At 57.9% G+C, this 19,974-nt stretch carries 28 protein-coding genes; all 28 read left to right on the top strand.

Going from position 1 to position 19,974, the window contains the following annotated elements; all coding sequences use genetic code 11:
• Positions 1–213: 213 nt before the first annotated feature.
• The gene (locus tag B5E65_RS10105; protein ID WP_087171655.1) at positions 214–711 is read left to right on the top strand and encodes a host-nuclease inhibitor Gam family protein; all 498 of its coding nucleotides are present in this window, start codon (positions 214–216) and stop codon (positions 709–711) included.
• Between the two features lie 14 nt (positions 712–725).
• Positions 726–1,268 (top strand): phage protein GemA/Gp16 family protein, encoded by a 543-nt coding sequence (locus B5E65_RS10100; RefSeq protein ID WP_087171654.1) that lies wholly within the window; start codon positions 726–728, stop codon positions 1,266–1,268.
• Positions 1,261–1,587 (top strand): Mor transcription activator family protein, encoded by a 327-nt coding sequence (locus tag B5E65_RS10095; protein ID WP_087171653.1) that lies wholly within the window; start codon positions 1,261–1,263, stop codon positions 1,585–1,587. Before B5E65_RS10100 ends, B5E65_RS10095 begins: the two co-directional genes overlap by 8 nt.
• A gap of 105 nt (positions 1,588–1,692) precedes the next feature.
• A complete protein-coding gene (locus tag B5E65_RS10090; protein WP_087171652.1) occupies positions 1,693–2,052 on the top strand; it encodes a hypothetical protein in 360 nt (119 codons plus the stop codon).
• Positions 2,053–2,388 carry a hypothetical protein gene (locus tag B5E65_RS10085; RefSeq protein WP_087171651.1) on the top strand — a complete coding sequence of 112 codons (336 nt, stop codon included), beginning with the start codon at positions 2,053–2,055 and terminating at the stop codon, positions 2,386–2,388. It begins immediately after the preceding gene.
• A 12-nt stretch (positions 2,389–2,400) separates the two neighbouring features.
• A complete protein-coding gene (locus B5E65_RS10080) occupies positions 2,401–2,961 on the top strand; it encodes a phage protein Gp27 family protein (protein ID WP_087171650.1) in 561 nt (186 codons plus the stop codon).
• Positions 2,958–3,449 (top strand): transcription termination/antitermination NusG family protein, encoded by a 492-nt coding sequence (locus B5E65_RS10075; protein ID WP_087171649.1) that lies wholly within the window; start codon positions 2,958–2,960, stop codon positions 3,447–3,449. Before B5E65_RS10080 ends, B5E65_RS10075 begins: the two co-directional genes overlap by 4 nt.
• A 513-nt stretch (positions 3,450–3,962) precedes the next feature.
• Positions 3,963–4,274, top strand: coding sequence for a phBC6A51 family helix-turn-helix protein (locus tag B5E65_RS10070; protein ID WP_087171648.1), 312 nt, complete (start codon positions 3,963–3,965; stop codon positions 4,272–4,274).
• Positions 4,261–5,517 carry a PBSX family phage terminase large subunit gene (locus B5E65_RS10065; protein ID WP_087171647.1) on the top strand — a complete coding sequence of 419 codons (1,257 nt, stop codon included), beginning with the start codon at positions 4,261–4,263 and terminating at the stop codon, positions 5,515–5,517. The genes B5E65_RS10070 and B5E65_RS10065 overlap by 14 nt, the downstream gene beginning before the upstream one ends.
• 1 nt (position 5,518) lies before the next feature.
• Positions 5,519–5,752, top strand: coding sequence for a hypothetical protein (locus B5E65_RS10060; protein WP_087171646.1), 234 nt, complete (start codon positions 5,519–5,521; stop codon positions 5,750–5,752).
• Complete coding sequence (locus B5E65_RS10055) at positions 5,727–7,151, top strand: phage portal protein (RefSeq protein WP_087171645.1); 1,425 nt, start codon at positions 5,727–5,729, stop codon at positions 7,149–7,151. Before B5E65_RS10060 ends, B5E65_RS10055 begins: the two co-directional genes overlap by 26 nt.
• Positions 7,152–8,909 carry a phage minor capsid protein gene (locus B5E65_RS10050; protein WP_087171644.1) on the top strand — a complete coding sequence of 586 codons (1,758 nt, stop codon included), beginning with the start codon at positions 7,152–7,154 and terminating at the stop codon, positions 8,907–8,909.
• Positions 8,906–9,259 (top strand): hypothetical protein, encoded by a 354-nt coding sequence (locus B5E65_RS10045; RefSeq protein WP_087171643.1) that lies wholly within the window; start codon positions 8,906–8,908, stop codon positions 9,257–9,259. Before B5E65_RS10050 ends, B5E65_RS10045 begins: the two co-directional genes overlap by 4 nt.
• A gap of 17 nt (positions 9,260–9,276) precedes the next feature.
• Positions 9,277–9,537, top strand: a complete 261-nt coding sequence (locus B5E65_RS10040) for a hypothetical protein (RefSeq protein ID WP_087171642.1) — start codon at positions 9,277–9,279, stop codon at positions 9,535–9,537.
• Positions 9,538–9,663: 126 nt separating this feature from the next.
• Positions 9,664–10,233, top strand: a complete 570-nt coding sequence (locus tag B5E65_RS10035) for a phage scaffolding protein (protein ID WP_087171641.1) — start codon at positions 9,664–9,666, stop codon at positions 10,231–10,233.
• A gap of 27 nt (positions 10,234–10,260) precedes the next feature.
• Positions 10,261–11,292, top strand: coding sequence for a hypothetical protein (locus B5E65_RS10030; protein WP_087171640.1), 1,032 nt, complete (start codon positions 10,261–10,263; stop codon positions 11,290–11,292).
• A gap of 18 nt (positions 11,293–11,310) precedes the next feature.
• Entirely contained in the window at positions 11,311–11,472 is a 162-nt protein-coding gene (locus B5E65_RS16210; protein WP_158098563.1) for a C2H2-type zinc finger protein, read from the top strand.
• Between the two features lie 18 nt (positions 11,473–11,490).
• Entirely contained in the window at positions 11,491–11,877 is a 387-nt protein-coding gene (locus B5E65_RS10025; protein WP_087171639.1) for a head-tail connector protein, read from the top strand.
• A complete protein-coding gene (locus B5E65_RS10020) occupies positions 11,878–12,225 on the top strand; it encodes a DUF6751 family protein (protein ID WP_087171638.1) in 348 nt (115 codons plus the stop codon).
• 3 nt (positions 12,226–12,228) lie between these two features.
• Positions 12,229–12,636 carry a hypothetical protein gene (locus tag B5E65_RS10015; protein WP_087171637.1) on the top strand — a complete coding sequence of 136 codons (408 nt, stop codon included), beginning with the start codon at positions 12,229–12,231 and terminating at the stop codon, positions 12,634–12,636.
• Positions 12,629–13,066 carry a hypothetical protein gene (locus B5E65_RS10010; RefSeq protein WP_087171636.1) on the top strand — a complete coding sequence of 146 codons (438 nt, stop codon included), beginning with the start codon at positions 12,629–12,631 and terminating at the stop codon, positions 13,064–13,066. The genes B5E65_RS10015 and B5E65_RS10010 overlap by 8 nt, the downstream gene beginning before the upstream one ends.
• Positions 13,063–13,611 carry a phage tail tube protein gene (locus B5E65_RS10005; RefSeq protein WP_087171635.1) on the top strand — a complete coding sequence of 183 codons (549 nt, stop codon included), beginning with the start codon at positions 13,063–13,065 and terminating at the stop codon, positions 13,609–13,611. Before B5E65_RS10010 ends, B5E65_RS10005 begins: the two co-directional genes overlap by 4 nt.
• 49 nt (positions 13,612–13,660) lie before the next feature.
• Complete coding sequence (locus B5E65_RS10000; protein ID WP_087171634.1) at positions 13,661–14,041, top strand: DUF6673 family protein; 381 nt, start codon at positions 13,661–13,663, stop codon at positions 14,039–14,041.
• Complete coding sequence (locus tag B5E65_RS09995; RefSeq protein WP_087171633.1) at positions 14,038–14,658, top strand: bacteriophage Gp15 family protein; 621 nt, start codon at positions 14,038–14,040, stop codon at positions 14,656–14,658. Before B5E65_RS10000 ends, B5E65_RS09995 begins: the two co-directional genes overlap by 4 nt.
• Entirely contained in the window at positions 14,648–17,737 is a 3,090-nt protein-coding gene (locus tag B5E65_RS09990) for a tape measure protein (RefSeq protein WP_087171632.1), read from the top strand. Before B5E65_RS09995 ends, B5E65_RS09990 begins: the two co-directional genes overlap by 11 nt.
• Complete coding sequence (locus B5E65_RS09985; RefSeq protein WP_087171631.1) at positions 17,738–18,595, top strand: phage distal tail protein; 858 nt, start codon at positions 17,738–17,740, stop codon at positions 18,593–18,595.
• A 3-nt stretch (positions 18,596–18,598) separates the two neighbouring features.
• Positions 18,599–19,642, top strand: a complete 1,044-nt coding sequence (locus tag B5E65_RS09980; protein ID WP_087171630.1) for a siphovirus ReqiPepy6 Gp37-like family protein — start codon at positions 18,599–18,601, stop codon at positions 19,640–19,642.
• A partial coding sequence (locus B5E65_RS09975; RefSeq protein ID WP_143402995.1) for a hypothetical protein occupies positions 19,643–19,974 on the top strand: 332 nt, incomplete at its 3' end.

Genomic DNA, 19,974 nt, shown 5'->3' with positions numbered 1-19,974 from the left:
GGAGGTAAAGGAGGCAGATAATGTCAGCTTGCAAAATCTGCAATCAGCCATCCAATGTGAAGACAGTGAGTCACACTGCCTGCCGCGATGAATTGATGGAGGTCATATGTGATGACTACTGTCGGTGGCCGCGGGAAGTTCGCAGTCAGACTGAGCTGGATGAGAAATGCAGCATCTGCAAAATTGTGGAGTTGCTTGGAAAGGAAGGGTAAAATGGCAAGAAAGAAAGTGCTCAGCGAACCCGCACTGCGGGACTGGGCGGCGGTGAACGAGGCTCTGCGGGATATCCGTGAGTGCCGTCACGCTCTGATTGAGATGGGCGTGGAGAAGGACCGGCGCATCGACAGCATCAAAGACGAGTACGCTAAAAACGCGCTGCCGATCCAGAACCGGATCAAGCGCCTGGAGGGCGAAGTCAAGGAATATGTGGACGCCCATCGCGCAGAACTGAGCGGCAAGAGCAGAACCCTCACCTTTGGCGTGGTGGGGTACCGAATCAGCAGCAAGCTGATGCTGGCAACCAGCAAGGCGGCAGAGGCCATTGCCACACTCAAGGCGATGGGGCGCACGGAACTGATCAAGACCACCGAAACGCTGGATCGGGAAGCATTGAAGAAGCAGCCGCAGAGCGTACTGGAACAGGTCGGAGCGTACATCAAGGTGACGGACGAATTCTACTACGACGTGGAGGACACGGCCTCCATGACCTAAAGGAGGGTAACAGGATGGGTATGCTGAATATAGACAACGGCTCGAAGCGGCGCATCTATGCCATCGCAGCGAGCCTGGGCATGGTGCAGGGGCATGACCATGAGGACCCGCTGCACCTGCTTGTGCAGGGCCTCACGGGCAAAGAAGGCATATCCGACCTGACGCCCGCAGAAGGCCAGCTGGTGGAACAGGAACTGATCCGACGCAAAGCGCGGCAGCACCAGGGCACACAGCCCAGGCAGCGGCAGCGGCGTAAGCGGAAATATGAAGAAATGCCGGGTGGCGTCACGGCGGCACAGCAGGGCAAGATCTGGTACCTGATGGGCGAGTTGGCCACATACGACCCGAAGCCCGGAGTCAGCCTGCAGGCCAGATTGTGCGGGATGATCGAAAAGCAGTTCCATGTAACAGCGTTTCCCGCCCAGCCCTGCCGGTTCCTCACACGGGAGCAGGGCGCGGCCCTGATCGAGGGGCTGAAGGACCAAGCGACGCGCGCCGAGCTGGAATACCTGCACAGCTCGAAGTACCGGCAGGACCAGGAGGCGGCCTATGAATAAGGAGTTGCTGAAACTTCTGACTTTGGAGGACCTGCAGGGTGAGGCTCGGGATCTGGCTGAACTGATCGGCATGGATGCTTTCCGTAAACTTGTGAGCGTATACGGGGGCACCGGGCGCATGTACATACCGCAACCAGATATGCTGCTTATACCGGTCCGCGACGCGAAAATCCGAGAAGAATACGATGGCTCCAACATCTATGAACTTTGCCGCAAATGGGATCTGAGCGAAGGGTATGTACGGAAAATCGTCGCAGAAAAAGCTAATGAATTACGCCGCCGCCCTATGGATGGGCAAGTCTCCCTGTTCGACCTGTAGCAGAGATTTGCTCTAAAAGTATGGTGGAAGGGAAAACGATATATAAGGTATGATGACCTCACAGCGAGGGCATCATACCTTATTTTCGTATACGGGGGAACGCAGATGACATTTGATACAGGCACCTGGTGGCTTATCGGAATCCTGCTCACAGCGCTGCTGGGGATTGTAGGAGCCCTGGTGAGCCGGTCTATTTTTCTTCAGCTGGATAAGAACAGCGCGGACATCAAGGAGGTGCGGGAAAACTACACGACCCGCACCAGTCACCAGAAGGACCTGGAGGCGATGCGCCGTGACATGAAGGAAATGCGCACCGAAATGCGCACCGAAATGCGGCAGATGAGCGAGGATGTCAAAGACATCAAAGAGAATGGCGTCCGCCGTGAAGAATATCTGAGGAGCCAGCTGAAACTGGAGAACAAGCTGGACCGGCTCATGGAACTGATGATGAAGGGAGCGAGCTAAATGAAGGAGCAGGATCTTGTGCGAAAGGTACAGGCGGGTGAACTTGCCTCGAACAATGGGACGGTGATCCGCACGCTGGCCGTGGTAGGCAGCGACTACAAGTACCTGAAGCTGCGCTCCCTGCTGCTGGCTTTGGCGGGCAGTATGGAGCGAGGGGCACTGTGCAGCAGTGTAAACTACCTGGCGGACAGTGGGTATCTGGCTGTCCGCAGCATCGAAGATAAGGCACCGGCCAGCGTATCCGACACGGAGATGGAAGACCTGGAGGTCAAGCTGACGCCCCGGGGCCTGCAGCTGCAGCGGTGCGTGGTAAGAGATCCGCTGGTGGATATGTAGGAGGTGGCGGGGATGGCACGGCGAAAAAATCGCAGCCGGAGCAAGATCAGCCAGCTGCCGCCGGAGATCCGCAGCACCGTAGAGGCCATGTCGCTGGCCCCGGCGCAGTTCACCTACAAAGACATCCGGGCGTATCTTGCACAGCAGGAGGTTTCGATCAGCGAGTCGGCCATCGGCACCTATGCGCGGGAGCTCAGGGCAAACCTTGAGTCACTGACGGTGGCGCAGGAGACTATGCGCGTCATGATGGAAACGGCCGCAAAGGTGCCGGAGATGGATGCGGTGGAGATCATAAACCGCATCGCCGGGCAGAAGATGCTGCAGGCCGTGATCAACAAGCCGGAGGAAGAATGGACCGAGGTGGGGCTGGACAAGCTGCTGCGGGAAATGAACGCCATGACGAAAGCCGTGGCGTATAAGCAGCGGATCGACCAGCAGAACAAAACGGACGCACAGGCCGCTGCGGACGAGCTGAAAGCGCAGTTCTTTTCTGCGCTGGGCACTGAGCACCCGGATCTGTACCGGCAGGTGGTGCAGATCCTGGAACGGAAAGCCAGGGAGGCGGAAGAATGAGAGCGTGGTATGTTCTGCAGGTTATGACCGGCACAGAACAGGATGTGTGCGGCAAGCTGCGCCGGACCGGGGTACAGGCCAGAGCGCCGGAGCAGAAAGTGCAGATCCGGCGGCATGGCCAGTGGCAGGAAGAAACGCGCCTGCTGATCCCCGGGTATGTGTTTGTGAGCGCAGAGTACACACCAGCCCTGTACCACCGCCTGGCCCCCATCGCGGGGGTCATCCGCTGGCTCGGCCTGGAAGATGGCCTCCCGCAGGCGCTGGATGCGAACGAGGCGCTGCGCTGGGGGCTGGATACCGGAGAAGAGATCGGGCTCTCCACAGTGGCGTTTTTCCCGGGCGGCTGGCGCGTGCTGGACGGGCCGTTACGGGAATTTGAACAGCAGATCGTGCAGATGGACCGGCGTCAGCGCCGGGCCACGGTGCGGACAGAGATCCTGGGGCATCCGCGCCGGCTTCGGTTCGGGATCACGGAGGCGCTGCCGTGAAGAAAAAAGAGCGCGAGCAGCTTGACGCCAACTGGCGAGCAGCGTGCCGCCAGTTTGACCGGCTGGTTCAAAACCGCCCACCGTATTTATGTACACGGTGCGTCTGGATGCTGAAGGATACCGGGCGTTTGGCCTGCCCTTTCAGCAGGTGCGTGCGCAAAGCGGATGAATGGCCAAAGCAATAGCGAGGAACGCGCTTTGCAAAGCCAGCGAAACTACTTTGCAAAAGCTACAAGGAAACCGGGAGCAAAGTGGGGTTGATTCGTCCCCCACGGCGTGATCGGCGGGCATAGAGGGGCAGTCATCCGGGCTAAATGGGCCGGATGGCGAAGCGTACCTATCAAAAACGGGTCAGTTTTTCCCGCTATGCCTACATACCCCTCTACAATCGCCGGAAAGCCGTTGCAAAACGTTGCAAGGCTCTGGACGGTCAAACGGGCCGCTCGGAGGCTTTTTTTCGTTACAGGCGAAATTTGGGGCGCTTTTGATGTTCCGGGCAGAAGGAGAAAACAAATGAGGACCAAAACCGAGAGCGTTGCCGGGCTGCTGGAAGGTATCCAGCGTGCGGCAGAGCAGAAAGAGTTCAATATTTTGCAAGATTTGCAAATGCTGCAGACCGCATACCCCAAGACCAGCAAGCGGGACTACCTGCAGCTGCTGAAAAAGCTTGCGGAAAAATACAGCGTAGACGAAGCGGCCGAGGTCCATGCCGCCCTGCTGCGTAAATGCCGTGCTGGAGACGTGGAAGCGATCCGGCTGTATGGGCAGATGCGACAGCAGGCCGGCGGTGAATGCCAGGAGGTGACCATCGTTGACAGCATCTAATGCCGGAACTCGGGTGGACCTGAAAGACGTTCTCGGGCCGGCCTTCTACGAACCCCACCGAAAAATCAGGTCGGGAGCCGTGGAGGAAGCGGTGCTGCCGGGTGGCCGCGGTAGTCTGAAGTCTTCGTTCTGTGGCGCGGAAGTGGTTCTGTTCATCCTGCGGAACCCGGACTGCCATGCGCTGGTGCTGCGGCAGGTCGCCGACACGCTGCGCGATAGTGTATACGCGCAGATTTTGTGGTGCATCGACAAGCTGGGGCTGGGTGGCAGCTTCCGTTGCACCCAGAGCCCCATGCAGTGTATTTATAAACCCACTGGGCAGCGTATTTTGTTCCGCGGCCTGGATGACCCGTACAAGATCAAATCCATCAAGCTGCCGTTCGGGTATATCGGCTGCCTTTGGTTCGAGGAAGCCGACCAGATCAAGGGTGGCGAGTCGGCAGTGCGAAACGTGCAGCAGTCAGCACTGCGCGGCGGCGCAAAGGCGCTGACACTGATCAGTTTCAACCCGCCCGCCTCCAGCCGCAACTGGGCCAACCGGTATGCGCGGGAATCACGTCCGGGCAAACTGGTCCACCCCACCACATACCTGCAGGCCCCGCCGGAATGGCTGGGGCCTAAATTTCTGTCCCAGGCCGACTGGCTGCGGCAGACCAAGCCTACCGCATACCGGCATGAATACCTGGGCGAAGCGGTGGGCAACGGCACCCAGGTGTTTGATAACATCCGGCTGGAATCCATCGACAAGAAGCGTATCCGTACCTTTGGCGAGATCATCAGCGGGGTCGACTGGGGCTGGTACCCGGACGCTTTTGCCTTCAACCGCACCTGGTACGATGCGGGCCGCCGTACCCTGTATATTATCGATGAACTTACCCTAAATAAACTGAACAACTTTGAAACGGCGGCGATGATAAAAAGGCGTATCCCGCAGGGGGAGCAGATCATCGCGGACAGCGCCGAGCCCAAGAGCTGCGCGGATTATCGGGACGCTGGTCTGCGGTGCTTTGAGGCAGTGAAAGGCCCCGGTAGCGTAAACCAGAGCATGAAGTGGCTGCAGAGCCTGGCCGCCATCGTCATCGACCCGGACAAATGCCCGGACACGGCCCGGGAGTTCACCGAGTACGAGTATGAGACAAACAAAGAGGGCGAAGCGATTCAGGTGTATGTGGACGCGGACAACCATCACATCGATGCGGTGCGTTACGCCACCAACCGGATCTGGCTGCGTAGGGGGACCTGATATGAACAGATTGAAAAAATGGCTGGTAGAGACCTATCTGCCGGCATATGCCCGCGCAGCCATGCAGGAGGACCAGGCCCGGCTGCACAGAAGGCTGGAACAGGAAATTGCAAAGAACCGGCAGCTGCGTGCATACGCGGACGGGCTTGAATATGCCCTGGAAGCGCTGGGGCGGCAGGACGTACGGGTACGGATCGGAGGTGGCGAGGATGGCTCTTATCCGGGCACTGCTTGATAAAAGCGTTCCAGGACTGGACGAGGCGTTCGGCGGACGGGATGTGGCCAGCGAGGAGATGCGGATTGCAATCAACAGCTGGATCGCAGAATACTTCAACCGCACTCCGGATAAAGATTCGGACCCCTGCCAGCGGCTGCCCTACACCATTGTCCATAAGCTGGAAAAAGGAATGTTCGCTGAGTACGACAGCGACCTGCAGGACAAGGAAAGCGCCAAGGGCAGCTGGATGAGCGAGAACCTGACACAGCTGGATCTGGCGAAAAGCACCGCGATGCAGTGGATGCTGATTGCCGGAGAAGCCTGGCTCAAGCCGGTTCCCTTTCAGCAGGACGGGAGGACATTCTTCCGCCCGCAGGTGATCCGGCGCAACCAGGCGGTGGTGATGGGGCGCGATCCGGACGGAAGGCTCACATCCATCGGCACAATAGAGCAGACCGCCCAGGGCGGGAGCTGGTACACGCTTGTGGAATCCCGCACGGTGGATGCAGCCGGGTTTCTCCAGATGCACAATAAGCTGTATAGAAGTTCGGGGGCCCACCTGTTGGGTGCCCCCTGTGCGCTGGACAGCCTGAGCCGGTATGCCGGGTTGTCCGAATCCTGGGTGTATCCCAAACCGGTGGGCAGCGTAGGACTGGTGCCGCTGCGCACCCCCATGGCCAACTGCGTGGACGGCAGCCTGGAGGCTGTAAGCATCTACGAGCCGGCCATGGGCCTTATTCACAACATCAACCGTAACGAGGCTCAGCTGGGCCGGGAGTTTGAACTGGGCCAGCACCGCATTATGGCACCAGCAGAAATGCTGCGCACCGGGGACCATGGCGAGCGTAAGCTGGACGACCAGGTGTTTGTGGGCCTGCAAGAATTCCGGGCGCAAGGGGGCATTGGTCTCACGGCCTTTTCCCCGACCCTGCGCCATGAATCATATGAGGCCCGCAAACAGAGTTACCTGAAAAGCGTTGAGAATGTCATCGGCATGAAGCGCGGACTGCTGAGCGATGTGCAGGAGGTGGAAAAGACCGCCTATGAGATCGCCAGCACGGCGGGTGATTACAACCTGAGTCTGATTGACCTGCAGCGAGTCTGGTTTGACGCGGTGCGGGAGTATCTGACCCTGTGCGATACGCTGGGCCGGATGTACCACTATTGTGATGACACCAGCTGGGATGCGCGGGAGCAGCTGAGCATCAGCTGGGGCAACGGTGTGCTGTACGACCCGGACAAGAACTGGAGCGAGATCCTTCAGATGGTGCAGAGCGAAATGCTCAAGCCGGAGATCGCGCTGGCCTGGAAGTACGATCTGCCCTGGGAAACTCCCAAGGATCTGGAGGCCATCCGCGAGAAGTACATGCCGGAACTGACCGACATGCTGCGTGAAGCGGGAGTGAGGTCGAGCTAAATGGACCGGGAAGAACGGCAGGAGGCCCTGGAGGAACTGCGAAAGAAAGCGGCAGCAGTGGCCGAACCCATCCATGAAATGCTGCTGCAGGATATTGTGCGTCGGGTGCGCGGCACCGGTGCGATCACCTCCACAGCAGAATACCAGATCTACCGGGCCGAGCAGCTGGGACTGGCCGAGAAGGAGATCAAAAAAGCCATCTCGGAGCAGCTGCAGGTGTCCGATACGGTGATCGACGCGCTGTTCGAGGACATGGCCGATCTGACCGCCGAGTTTTCGGATAACGGGCAGCTGCAGCAGCTGGTGGAGGCGTACAGCACCGTGTCCCGCCGCGCGGCAGCGGAAGACTTCGACAACCTGTGGGCCCCCGGGCCGGATGGAAAACTATACACGGTGAAAGAGGCATACGGCAAGATCATGGACTTTGCCTATATGCAGACAGCCACCGGCGCGCTGGACTACCAGACGGCGATCCGCCGGTCCCTGAAAGAGCTGCTGCAGCGCGGCATCCGCACGATTCCTCGGGCGGATGGGCGCAGTATGCGCATCGAGTACGCGGTGCGGCAGTACCTCGTCAATCGCATGGGCGAGATGCACAATGCCATCAGTCAGATGAACTACGAAACCATCGGCGCGGATGGATGGGAGATCAGCGCTCACGCCGCGCCCGCGCCGGATCATGCGCCCTACCAGGGACACCAGTATTCCGCAGAGGAATACGAGCAGGTCAATGGCAGCCTGGAACGCAAGTTCGGCTGGTGGGGCTGTATGCATACCGTATATCCTATCCTGCTGGGTATCAGCGAGCCGGCTTACAGTGATGAGCAGCTGCAGCGTTATCTGGATGAGAATGAAGCAGGCGTTACCTACGAGGGCCAGCATTACACCCTGTATGAGGCAAAGGCCCGCAAACGGCAGTTGGAGAGCCTGATCACCTCCACCAAGTACGACGTTATGGCAGCGGAGGGTGATCCGGAATGGCTGCGCACAACGCAGCTGCGGCTGTCCCGCATCCGGCAGGAATACAACCGATTCTGCCAGGCCACCGGCCAGACACCGGAGCCATGGCGCACCATGGCCGCCGAATACGGCCGCAGCCGGGCCAGCCGGGATGCCTGGGCAGCAAGGAAGCTGGGCATAAAAATCTCCGCCAAAAAACACTCGCCTAAAATGGCAAGTGATGCTATACTTGCAGCAGGACGTACTCCTTTGACTAAAAACAATGCCCAACAAACTGCCATGCTGCTCGAAGCCGGAATCCAGAAGTACACTCAGGTACCCAGCGCATGGAATTGTAAAGTTCGCTTTGACAAGCACTCTGAACACGAACTTGGATCAGCTGAATGGGATGGCACAGTATCACTGAGCGAGAACGCAGATACATCAATCTTGTTGCATGAACTTTTGCATATGCGTTCGGCAAACCGGTTCAAGGGAACTATATATGCAGAAAATGTGCATATTGAAGAAGGTGTTGTTCAACTTCTGACTGAGGAGATATGCAGGGACAATGGGTTGCCCTCACTTTCTGCATACAGCAAAGAGACGGCTTTGCTGCGAGGAATCAATAAGGCGGTGGGCCTTTACAAAACCGACCTCGAATTTGCCGTCGCGCTATTTGAAGTGGAACTGGATCAAAGATATGATTGGTTGCTGGAGCACGTTGAAGACACTCTTGCAAGTAAAGAAATTTCAGAAGATGTCAAAGGGGCAGTCAAGAGCGCTGTACATATGCTTTGGGGGAGTGATCCAATTTGACCGAGCAAGCAAAAAAGCAGCTTGAATTCTATCGGACGATGATCCTGTCCGGGAAAAAGGGTGTACCAGATCCGGAAGAGGAACAGGCTCAGCAGGATATTATCGCAATACTGAACGGCGAAAGACCTGTGCTCGACCGGGAAAAGCGTGAATCCGCAATCGCCCACTATCTTGCGCGGCCTCGGCTTACAGACGACGAATGGCTGGAGCTGGAAAAAGAAGTGCGGCAATTCATTGAGGATGAGGGCTTGTCTTTAGATGATCTTGGAGCATTTGCACACGATGCAGGCGAAACTCTTACCATGGTCTGTAACAGTATTCGCCACGAAAAGGAAAACGATAGGCATTAGGGCCGAGGTGATCCCCAATGGATAAAAAGGACGAACGGCAATTCAGCGCCTCCATGCTTTGCGAGGACTATATGGTATTCGAAACTGCTGTTCCTATGTGTAATGCTTGCAGGCATTGGCACCGAGGCAAAAACGAGTGCGATAGATACCCCACTGAAATCCCTGTCGCAGTTAGAGAAGCAGAAGTACATGATTGCAAGATGTTTGCACTCAACCCGGATTCTTCTGTTTATAAATATGTAAAGGCGAATCTGGAGCGCCACGAAAAAGACAACTGAACATTGTGACAAAAAGGACCTTTCGGGGTCCTTTTTTCAATGCCTTTGAAACGGGCTTACACGCCTGTTTCAAGGGCATTTTTAAATTGACCGAATATCCACCCATAAAACCGAGAGGAGTAAAAGATGCTGGATTTTTTGAAAGAGATCCTCGGCGATGCCTATACCGAGGATATCGGCACCCGCGTGAGCGAGGAGGTCGGCAAGCGCTTCGTCGAAAAAAGCGATCTCGAAGCCAAGGACAACGAGCTGAAAGCCGCCAAAGATCAGCTGGCCGACGCAGCCAAGACCATCGAGAGCCTGCAGGAGCAGGGCAAGGACCTGGAAGCGGTGCGCAAGGAAGCCGCGGAGTATAAGGCCCGTGCCCAGCAGGCGGAGAAGGACGCGGCTGCGCAGCTGGAGGAGTACAAGTTTGACACTTGGTGGAACGGCCAGGTATCGGCCAACAAGGGCCGGAACGCGGCGGTGCTGCGTACTTTGGCCGGCGAGGAAAGAATGCAGGCCCTGCGCGCCAGCACCAACCGGGATGCCGATGCGAAGACCTTGTTCGAGCAGCTGAAGAAAGACAGCGCGTATGCCTTCGAGGATATGACCCCGCCTCCCCCGCCCTATGCGGCAGGCACGGGAACGACCGTTGTGATGGCAAACAATGCCGCCATGCGCTCGGCCATGGGTCTGCCGGCTGAGAAGAAATAAGCAGTAATAGAAAGAGAGGAAAAGAATATGGCAAACCTTATCGAACTGGCAGCGAGCTACGTCCCTATGCTGGACGAAGTGTATGCGCTGGAATCCTGTACCTCCGACCTGGACGGATCGCCCGAACTGGTCAAGGAGGGTGCGAACGCGAACGAGCTGGTGATCCCCATGCTGGACATGGAGGGTCTGGCCGACTATGACCGGAACAGCGGGTATGTGGGAGGCGACGTCACCATGCGCAACGAAACGGTCAAGTGCAACTTTGACCGCGGCCGTTCTTTTTCGGTGGACAACTGCGACAACGCCGAGACGGCGGGCCTCGCGTTCGGCAAGCTGTCCAGTGAGTTCATCCGCACCAAGGTGGTGCCGGAGCTGGATGCGTTCCGTTTTGCCAGCTATGCCGGCAAGGCGGGTATCGGCAGCATGGAGGGCACCCTGGAAGATGGCGCGGCGGTGATCAAGGCGCTGAGCGACGCGCAGAACTACATGGACGAAGAAGGCGTGCCGGAAAACGAACGCCATCTTCGTATCACCCCCACGCTGCTGAGCATGGTGCGTAATCTGGATACCACCAAGAGCCGTGAGGTGTTGGACAGCTTTGCCAGCATCAAGCGGGTCCCCCAGAAGCGCTTCTATACCGCCATCGAGCAGCTGAGCGGCAAAAATGACGAGAAGGCGGGCGGTTACCGCCCGTACCCGAAGCACTATGAGAAGTGCAGCGAGGGTGACCCCGGCGCGCTGAAGGTAGTCGCGGACGGTGCCAGTCCGTCTGGCAGCGAAATCAAGGTGTCGGAAGTCACGCCTGTGGCAGACCCTGACTACACCCCTATCGAGAACGACTATGTGCGTGCTGTGCAGGGTGCGAAGATCAACTTCATGATTCTGCACAAGCCTGCGCTCATCCAGTTCCCGAAGCATAAAGCCCCCAAGATCGTTTCCCCTGAGGTCAACCAGGACGCTGATGCCTGGAAGTACGGGTACCGCATGGTGGGCATTGCGGATGTGTACGCGAACAAGCTCAGCGGCGTGTTCTGCCACCATCAGTCTGCCGGCGTGTAAGAAGGGAGTGGATCAGATATGGCGAACAAGATTGGTAAAGCATATGCGGCCCAGACTTCGGCAAAGCCCGCTGCCGCGCCGTCGGTATTTTCCTGTCCGCACTGCGGCAAGGTCTACAAGACCGCCAAGGGCCTGGAGGATCACCTGGTCAAGGATCATCCTGCAGAGCCGGAGAAGTAAGGAGAGGAGGCCAACGGCATGGCATATGCAGACTACACATTTTACACGGATGTGTATAAGGGCGACATGAGCGCGGAGGAGTTCGAACGCTGGGCCGCTAAAGCCGAGCTGCAGATCGACCGCTTCACAAGGAGCCGTGCAGCCTGTGCGCCGGAAAGTATGAAGCGAGCGCTGTCGCTGTGCTGCTGTGCCGTAGCGGATCAGCTGCGTACCTGGCATGATCAGGACGCCCGGACCCAGTCCGGCCTTGTGACCTCGGAAACCGTAGATGGGTACAGCGTAAGTTACCGCACGAACGGAGCGGAGCCGAATGACCGTGCCGCTGCGCGCCGGCTTGAGATGTACAATCTCTGCGTGGATTACCTCACCTGGCCTGTTAACCTCATGTATGCGGGGGTGGAGTAAATGAGCGTGCGCAATGCGAACATCACACTGTACCACCGGGAATACAACCCGGAGCAGGGTCAGGATGTATGGACGCGTACGCCGTACACTGGCGTCAGCTGGTACGGAGGCCGCGAAGTGACTACCGGAACCGGCGGCGATACTGCTGCGGATGGGTATACCGTGCGGATCTTCACCAACGAGGCGGTAACTGTCCAGCCTGGCGATATCGTGGTACAAGGCATTGTGTCGGATGAGATCACCAGCGCATCACAGCTTACCCAGAAATATCCGGAAAGCTGGCGCGTGACCCTTGTTCGGGATAACCGGCGCGGCGGGCTTGCCCATTGGCGGATCGGGGGCGAGTGACAAATGGCGCTTCTGACCATTACCACGCCCCGGGGCAAGCTGGTGCAGCGTAAAACAGCCGGCGGCACCGTCAAGGCGCGGCTGACCTGGTCACCATCCTTTGCCGCCGAACGCACCAAACAGCTGGACACGGTACAGGCTTTTGTGGACAGCGAAGTGATCCGCTTGATGGCCCCCTACACACCCATGCAGAGCGGGCTGCTGATTAAGGCGGCCACGCTGGGCACTGTGATCGGGAGTGGCGAGGTCCAGCAGATCGCCCCGTATGCGGCCATGCAGTATTACCGTACCGACATCACCAGAAAATACGACCCGCGCCGTGGCGCTAAGTGGTTTGAACGCATGAAGGTGGACCGCAAGGCGTATATCCTGAAAGGCGCGGCAGAGAAAGCGGGGGCACGATATGGTTGATACCATCATCCAGGCGCTTCAAGAATACCTGCAGGCCTGTCCGCTGTTGGACGGAGCACGGTTGAACGTGGACTTCCTGCCGTCCCGACCGCTGGAATATATGATCAGCCCGTCGCCGGTGGATGAGGTCCTCCGCGCGTATGTGCATGGCTCATCCCTGCGCCAGTATGTGTTCGTGCTGGCGTCCAAATCGCCGGTAGACGAGGGTGTGGCGCAGAACCTGGCAAACAGCGGATTTTATGAGAAGATGGCAGCCTGGATGGAGGCGCAAACGCGTCAACGGCATTTCCCGGCTCTGCCTGCAGACAAACAGCCGGTGCTCATGGAGGCCATGAGCACCGGTTACTTAATGAGCGCCACCGGCACGGAAGGACAGTATCAGATCCAGTGCCGGCTGGTCTATTTCCAGAAAGGAGCAAGAAACAGATGAAATTGTCTGAACTGATGACCGGCGTGACGCCCGATCCCGAATTCGCGGGTATCGTCACAGCCGGGGACATGGTGCTGGCTGTGGACTTCTCTGGTGAAGCCGCCAGTCCTGCCGACTACATTGTGGCGGATGAGGGCGTTACCGAGCAGACCGGCACCCTGGAAGCAACTACTGCCGACAGCACGTATCTGCGCAGCGGCACTTCCACTACCAAGACCGGCACCACCCGCAGCTTTACGGTTGCCGGCGACCGTTTTGCGGGGGATGAGTTTCAGGACGCGCTGCTGGACCACAGACTCAAGTACGGCACCGGCCAGACGGTGATCAAGAAGTATGTGTATTTCAACATGCTCACCGGCAAAGGCGAACAGGGCAGCATCAGCATCGCGGTGGAGGACGACAACAGCGGCGCAGCTGGTGAGAATGCCGGCTGGTCCGCTACCCTTACCGCGCGCGGAACGCCGAAGGCGTACACCTATAGCCCGGCGGAAATGGAATCTCTCGCTTCGGTAGCCGCCAAGACCACAACCCAGAAAAGTTCCTGATCCCGGAGGCCCCCATGGGGGCCTCCCTTTTCTATAAGGAGAGAAATATATGCTGAAAGTAAACGGCCTGGAGCTGGGTTTCGATATCACCGCTCCGGACGATCTTCACCGATACCTGGACGCCGCAAAAGCCATGGATGAAGCCGCAGCGTCCGCGCCCCCGCTGCCGAAAGCCGAAGCCCTTTCCACTCGGGAAGGACTGCAGGCGTACACTGCATATATCGAAGGTCAGTGCAAGCTTTTGACCGACTTCGTGGACAATGCCTTTGGGGACGGCACCTGCAACGCTCTGCTGGGTCCCAAGACCAGCCTGAGTGGTCTGATGGATGTGGTGGCTGCGTTGCGGGAAGCTGTTGCCGCGCAGGGCCAGCAGGCCGGTGAGAGGATCGCTGCTTATATGCCCAACCGTGCAACCCAGGGCGAAAAATGACCTGTCTGTTGTTGGAGAACGGTCTGCCGGACAGCATTGATGGGGTGACCATCTACCCGGATTACCGCAACATGATCCGCTTTGAGCAGATACTGGATGACGACGCTTTGAACGATGTGGAAAAAACGATCCTTGGCGTGAACCAGCTGTTTGAGGAGCTGCCGCCGGGCGGCATGGCCCGAGCCGTGGACCGGCTGCAGTGGTTTTACCGCAGGGGGCGCGATCCGAAGGATGTGCGCGCCGGAGCCGGAAAGAGCAATGAGCGGGCCTATGACCTTGTCATGGATGCGGGCTGCATTTATGCAAGCTTTTTGCAGGCGTATCATATCGACCTTACAAAGGTGCGATTCCTGCACTGGTGGGCATTTACATCCCTGCTGGAAAACCTGCCGGAAGATACTCCCATGGCGCAGCGGATGCACCTGCGGACAATGGAACTGTCGGAGATAAAAGATAACAAGCTCCGGCAACAGTATCACAAGATGCAAAAGCAGGTCGCACTACCCCGCAAAGCAGTTACGCGTGGCCAGCGGGCAGAAAGCCTGTCTGATCGCGTAAAGCGGCGGCACGCGGAAGCAAGGAAGGAACTTGAGAGGAGGAAGCAGCATGGGCTATGACGGTTCGATCATCTTTGATACGCACATAGACACCAGCGGCTTCACCTCGGGCACAAAAGATGTAAACAATGAGCTTTCCAACATCGGTAAAGGCGCAGAAGACGCTGCCCGCGGGCTCGGTGAACTGCCGGAGGAGTTCGACAAAACAGCCGAAAGTGCTGGCCGTCTGGAAGACATCGTAAAAGGCGGCGCTGTATTTAAGGTGATTGAAAAGGGTGTCAGTGCCGTGGTGGCTTCCCTTGACTCTGCCATCGACCGGGTGGACACGATGAACCGGTTCCCCATGATGATGGAACAAATGGGGTACAGCGCCGAGGCTGCCCAATCCGCCGTGGATAAGCTGTCCAAGGGAGTGCAGGGCCTTCCCACCACGCTGGACAGCGTGGTATCCACAGCCCAGCGCCTGACTATCCTGACAGATAACCTGGAACAGTCTGTCGATACGACCATCGCACTGAACAACGCATTCCTGGCCAGTGGGTCTGGTGCCGAAGGCGCTGCCCGCGGGTTGGAACAGTATGTGCAGATGCTCAGCCGCGGCGAGGTGGATCTGGAAGGTTGGCGAACCCTGCAGGAGACCATGGGAATCGGTTTGACCCGTGTGGCGGAAAGTTTCGGGTATGCGGGACAAAGCGCGCAAACCGAGCTGTATGATGCTTTGAAGAATGGTGATATCACTATTCAGCAGTTTAACGCACGGCTGATAGAACTCAACAACGGCGTGGGCGGCTTCGCAGATCTGGCCAAAACTTCCAGCGTTGGTATCCGTACCGCTTGGACAAACATGTCCACGGCTGTGGTACGTGGTACCGCTTCGATTGTTACCAGCGTTGATGAAGGCCTTTCCAAGACGAAATTCAAGAGTATCCAGAATAGCATCGAAACCATGGGAAAGGGTGCCGAGGCGGCTTTGAAAGCGCTGGCCCCTGCCTTTGGGCTTGTTGCTTCGAATGCGGATACACTGGCTGTAGTCTTGGGCGTGCTTGCAGTAGCCTACGGTGCCAACAAGGCGGTAACTGCCTTCACTGCCGCGCAAAAGGTGGCGGCAGCCGCGATCCTCGCGGCGGATGCTGCAGGTATTGCCGCCGTTCCAACCCTGAACGCCCAGGCAGTTGCAGAAGCCCGGGCGACAGCGGCTAAGACCCTCGGCGCAAAGGCAACCGCTGCGCAAACAGCTGCACAAATGGCGCAGAATGGCGTTATGACAGCAGGTACATTTGTGCTGGGCGGCATGACTACCGGTATGGGGTTGGCCACTGTGGCGTCGGGACTGCTGACCGCAGCCACCACAGCGTTGGGTACTGCGATCAAGATCGCTATGGGCCCTGTCGGCTGGATTACTGCAGGGATCACGCTGCTTGTAGCAGGCGCCACTGCCCTGTACAAGTGGATCACCGCAGATAGCGAGGCGTACACTGAGCAAGCGGATGCGATAGATCAGTTGGCCAGTGCGCAGGAAGAACTGGCGCAGAGTAATGAGGCCAGCTTGAAGACCTATGAGGAAAGCGTAAAGGCTCTCAGTGCGAACGCCGACGCAGCCTCTGCCCTGACCCGCGAGATGGATGAGCTGAACAAGGCAGACGAAAAAAGTGCCACACAAAAGCTGCGGATGGGTGCTATTGTTGCGGAATTGAACGAGCAATACCAGGATCTGTGCCTTGTCTACGATGACGAAACAGATCAGCTGAACATGACCACTAAGCAGCTGCGGGATTATATCAGGGCTCATAAGGAGATGGAGCAGGCAGCGACCTTACAGGAGCGGTATAACGAACTTCTGGAGGAAGAGGCGACCATCCGTCAAAACCAGACGGAATTAACCGATAAAGAGGCCGAACTCGAAAGTCAGTTGGAGCAAAAACTCCTGACCACAAGCGAGTATAACGAACTGTTGGAGCAGCTGAATGATACCCGCGCTGGGTATATTGAGCAGGAGCAGGAGATCGCCGCGCAGGAGGAGGAGCTGAAAAGCCAGCTTGCGGACCTGGACACTACCTGGGCTCAACAGACCATTGCCAACACCCAGGCCGTACAGGAAGCCAATGAAGCGGCAGCCGAGGCCCGGGAACAGGAACTGGAGCGGCAGACCAAGGCGCTGGAAACCTATACTGCGGCAGCAACCAACTACATGGATCAGCTTGACACTAAGACGGAAGTCAGTGTGAGTGACATGATCGCAAACCTGGAACATAACCAGAAGGCCGTAGCAGAATGGGCAGCCAATCTGGATGAACTGGCGGCCAGAGGGATCGACCAGGGACTGCTGCAGCACCTGCGCGATGCTGGCCCGGAGGCGGCCGGCCAGGTAGCTGCACTGGTGAATGCTACGGATGCCCAGCTCCAGCGCATGAGCGAGCTGTTTGCCAATGGCACTGATGTGGCGGTCCAGGCGCTGCTGACCGAATTGGGGCTGCCGGAGACAGCTGAGTCTGCCGGTTCAGCAGGCAGCAGCCTTGTAGACAATGTGGCAGCGGGCGTTGATGCCAATGCTTCGCTGACAGCTTCGACGCAGAAACTGATCGAAGACGCAAAGCGCACCGCGCAAGCGTCGGTATCCGCCAATGATTTTCCTTCCGTGGGCAAGTCGATGATGGACGGGATCACCGCTGGTGTGAATGCTGGCGCATCCGGATTGGTGAACGCGATGGTGGCCGCGGTGGAGTCAGCGGTAGCCGCCGCCAAAGCTACAGCAGACATCCATTCTCCGTCCAAGGTATTCCGCAGAGTCATTGGCTTGAACATTATGCGCGGCTGGGCTCTGGGTGTGGAGGACGGCGAACCGCTGGTCTCGCAAAGCGTCGTAGACGCGATGGAATCGCTACGCCGGGAAGTCGCCGGAGGTACAGACCCGGCGGGCCTTGTCCGCTCTATGCGTACCAGCGTGGCAGATATGCAGGCCGCGTTTGCCGGGCAGATTCGCAGCGCAGGGCCGACCGCTATTCACGAAAAGGGGTCTGCGACAGGTAATATTACGAATTACACGCAGAACGTTTACTTCGAAGATACCATGCAGGCCCCGGACGAAATCGCCCGGGCACTGCGTATTCAAAACACCTATGGAATGGCAGGTGAACGGTAAATGGATACGGAAGTGATCGCGCGCTTCGTTCGCTCGGACAACACTGAGTTTATAGTGGACGAAACTGACTGGGGTTTGACAGCCATCGACGGTGCAGATGCAGCCAAGTATGAGCTGTTCACCCAAAAGAACGGAACCGGCGACGGAGATACCACCACAGGAAAACGGGTGGCCGCGCGGGATCTGGAGCTCCAGGCCGCCGTTATGGACACGCGTCTTAACGCAGAACTTCGACAACAGGCCAAACGGTTCTTCAATCCCAAGTCCACCTATCGAGTCTATCTGACCTATATGGGAACTACTGCTTGGCTTGAAGCCGAGCTTGAAGCTTTTCAGGCACCCAGCAAACAGATTGACCTCCCGCAGGAATTCAGCGCCTACTTCCTTGCCACAGATCCGTACTGGAAAAGTGTGGACGACTTCGGCCAGGACATTGCAGCCATCACGCCGCGGTGGGGGTTCCCGTATATGGATCACCCGGACTTGGGCGTGCTGGTGGATGTGGCAAACTTTGCCCGGAAAGTGACCTTCGACTACGACGGCGACGTGCCGGCCTGGCCTGTCATCACCCTTACGGTGGACGCCCCGGTGACCAACCCGAAGATCGTAAACGGCACCGCCTTCGTGCGGCTCATCGACGAATTGGCGGCCGGCGACACCGTGGTCATCACCACGGCGCCTCAGCGCATCCGCATCACAAAGAACGGGCAGAACGTGCTCAACAGGGTGGACCGCGCCAGCAACTTCGCCGGCCTGGCCCTGCAGCCAGGTACCAACGTATACAGCTTTGCCGCCGACTATGGCGACAACAGCCTGCATGTGGTTATCCGGTACAACAAGCAGTATCTGGGGGTGTGATCCATGCAGCTTCTTGCTCTGGACGCCGACTTTCAGCCGGTGGCCTATCTGCCTTTCTTCAATCTCCAGTGGACCCGGGAGTATTACCAGGTTGGTAATTTCTCCGTACAGATCGCGGCGGCTGACTACCAGCCGACCATGGCCTATCTGTACACTCCCGACCGCCCGGAAACCGGCATCATCCAGAAGGTGGAGCTCACCGAGACGGTCAAGGGAAGGTTCGTGCAGCTTTCGGGATATTTTCTGGAAGTCATCCTCAACGACAAGGTAGTGTATCCTGCATACTACGCTACGGGCACTATCCCGGCGGCGGTAGTGGCCATGCTGCGACAATACAAGGATGATATCCCGCTGCTGACTGTGGCGGATGCTCCGGCCACTCAGGCGGACGAAACCAACTGGCAGGAGACCGGCGGGCAACTGGCCGATGTGGCTTACACCAAGCTTCAGACGGTGCAGATGTCGCTGCGCTGCCGGTACGACTACCAGGCGAACACCATCACCGCCGAGGTCTGGCAGGGCCTGGACCGCACCCAGGAGCAAACGGCCAACCCTTTCGTGACCTTCAGCGATGGCTTCGGTAACCTGACACAGGTGGATGCATCAGTAGATCGATCCAACTATAAGAATTACGCCATTGTGGCCGGGCAGGACCAGGCCGAAAACCGCAAGGTGGCCTATGCGGATCTGTCCGGCGGCGGCTACAAAAGGGTGCTATATGTGGATGCCCGCAGTGATCGATGGGACCCGGAGGAACAAACGGAGAGCGAGTATCTTGCCGGTTTGGAACAGAAAGGCCTGGATAAGCTGCTGAACTATGCAATCATCCGTAATGTGGACATCCAGACGGCAGCTGGCGGTTTTGTTTACCTTGAGGACTGGGATCTGGGCGACCAGGTGGATGCAATCGTGGAAGACATCGGCCTGGCCGTACAGGCCCGCATCGTAACGGTGCGGGAGGTTTTCAAGCAGAACAACCACACGGTCGAGATAGAGCTGGGGGACAAAAAGCTGACACAGCTGCAGAAAGCGAGGATGATTTACTGAATGCAAAGTTATCCGTTTACATCTGACAAGATTACCTACGATGAGCAAGGTCTGCCGAAGTATGACCGCGCGGTGGACAGTGCTTTTCTGCGCAAGGTATTTGCGCAGTATTTTTCGGATGGTGTCTTTTATAAACCGGAAAACGCCCTGCAGGTCGTAGTGGATACCGGCATGCAGGTAGCGGTGGAGCCGGGCTCCTGCCACATCCAGGGGGCCATGGGCATTGAACCGAACCGCCGCACTCTGGTGGTGCAGGCGGCGGAAGAACTGGACCGTATCGATACGGTGGTGGCCCGTCTGGACCTGTCTCGAGCGGTGCGCAGCATAGACCT

Origin of the sequence: Gemmiger sp. An120 (assembly GCF_002160955.1) — a bacterium.
GTDB lineage: Bacteria > Bacillota > Clostridia > Oscillospirales > Ruminococcaceae > Gemmiger_A > Gemmiger_A avium.
The sequence above is the reverse complement of the archived record's forward strand: the minus strand, read 5'-3'. Positions and strand labels throughout refer to the sequence as shown.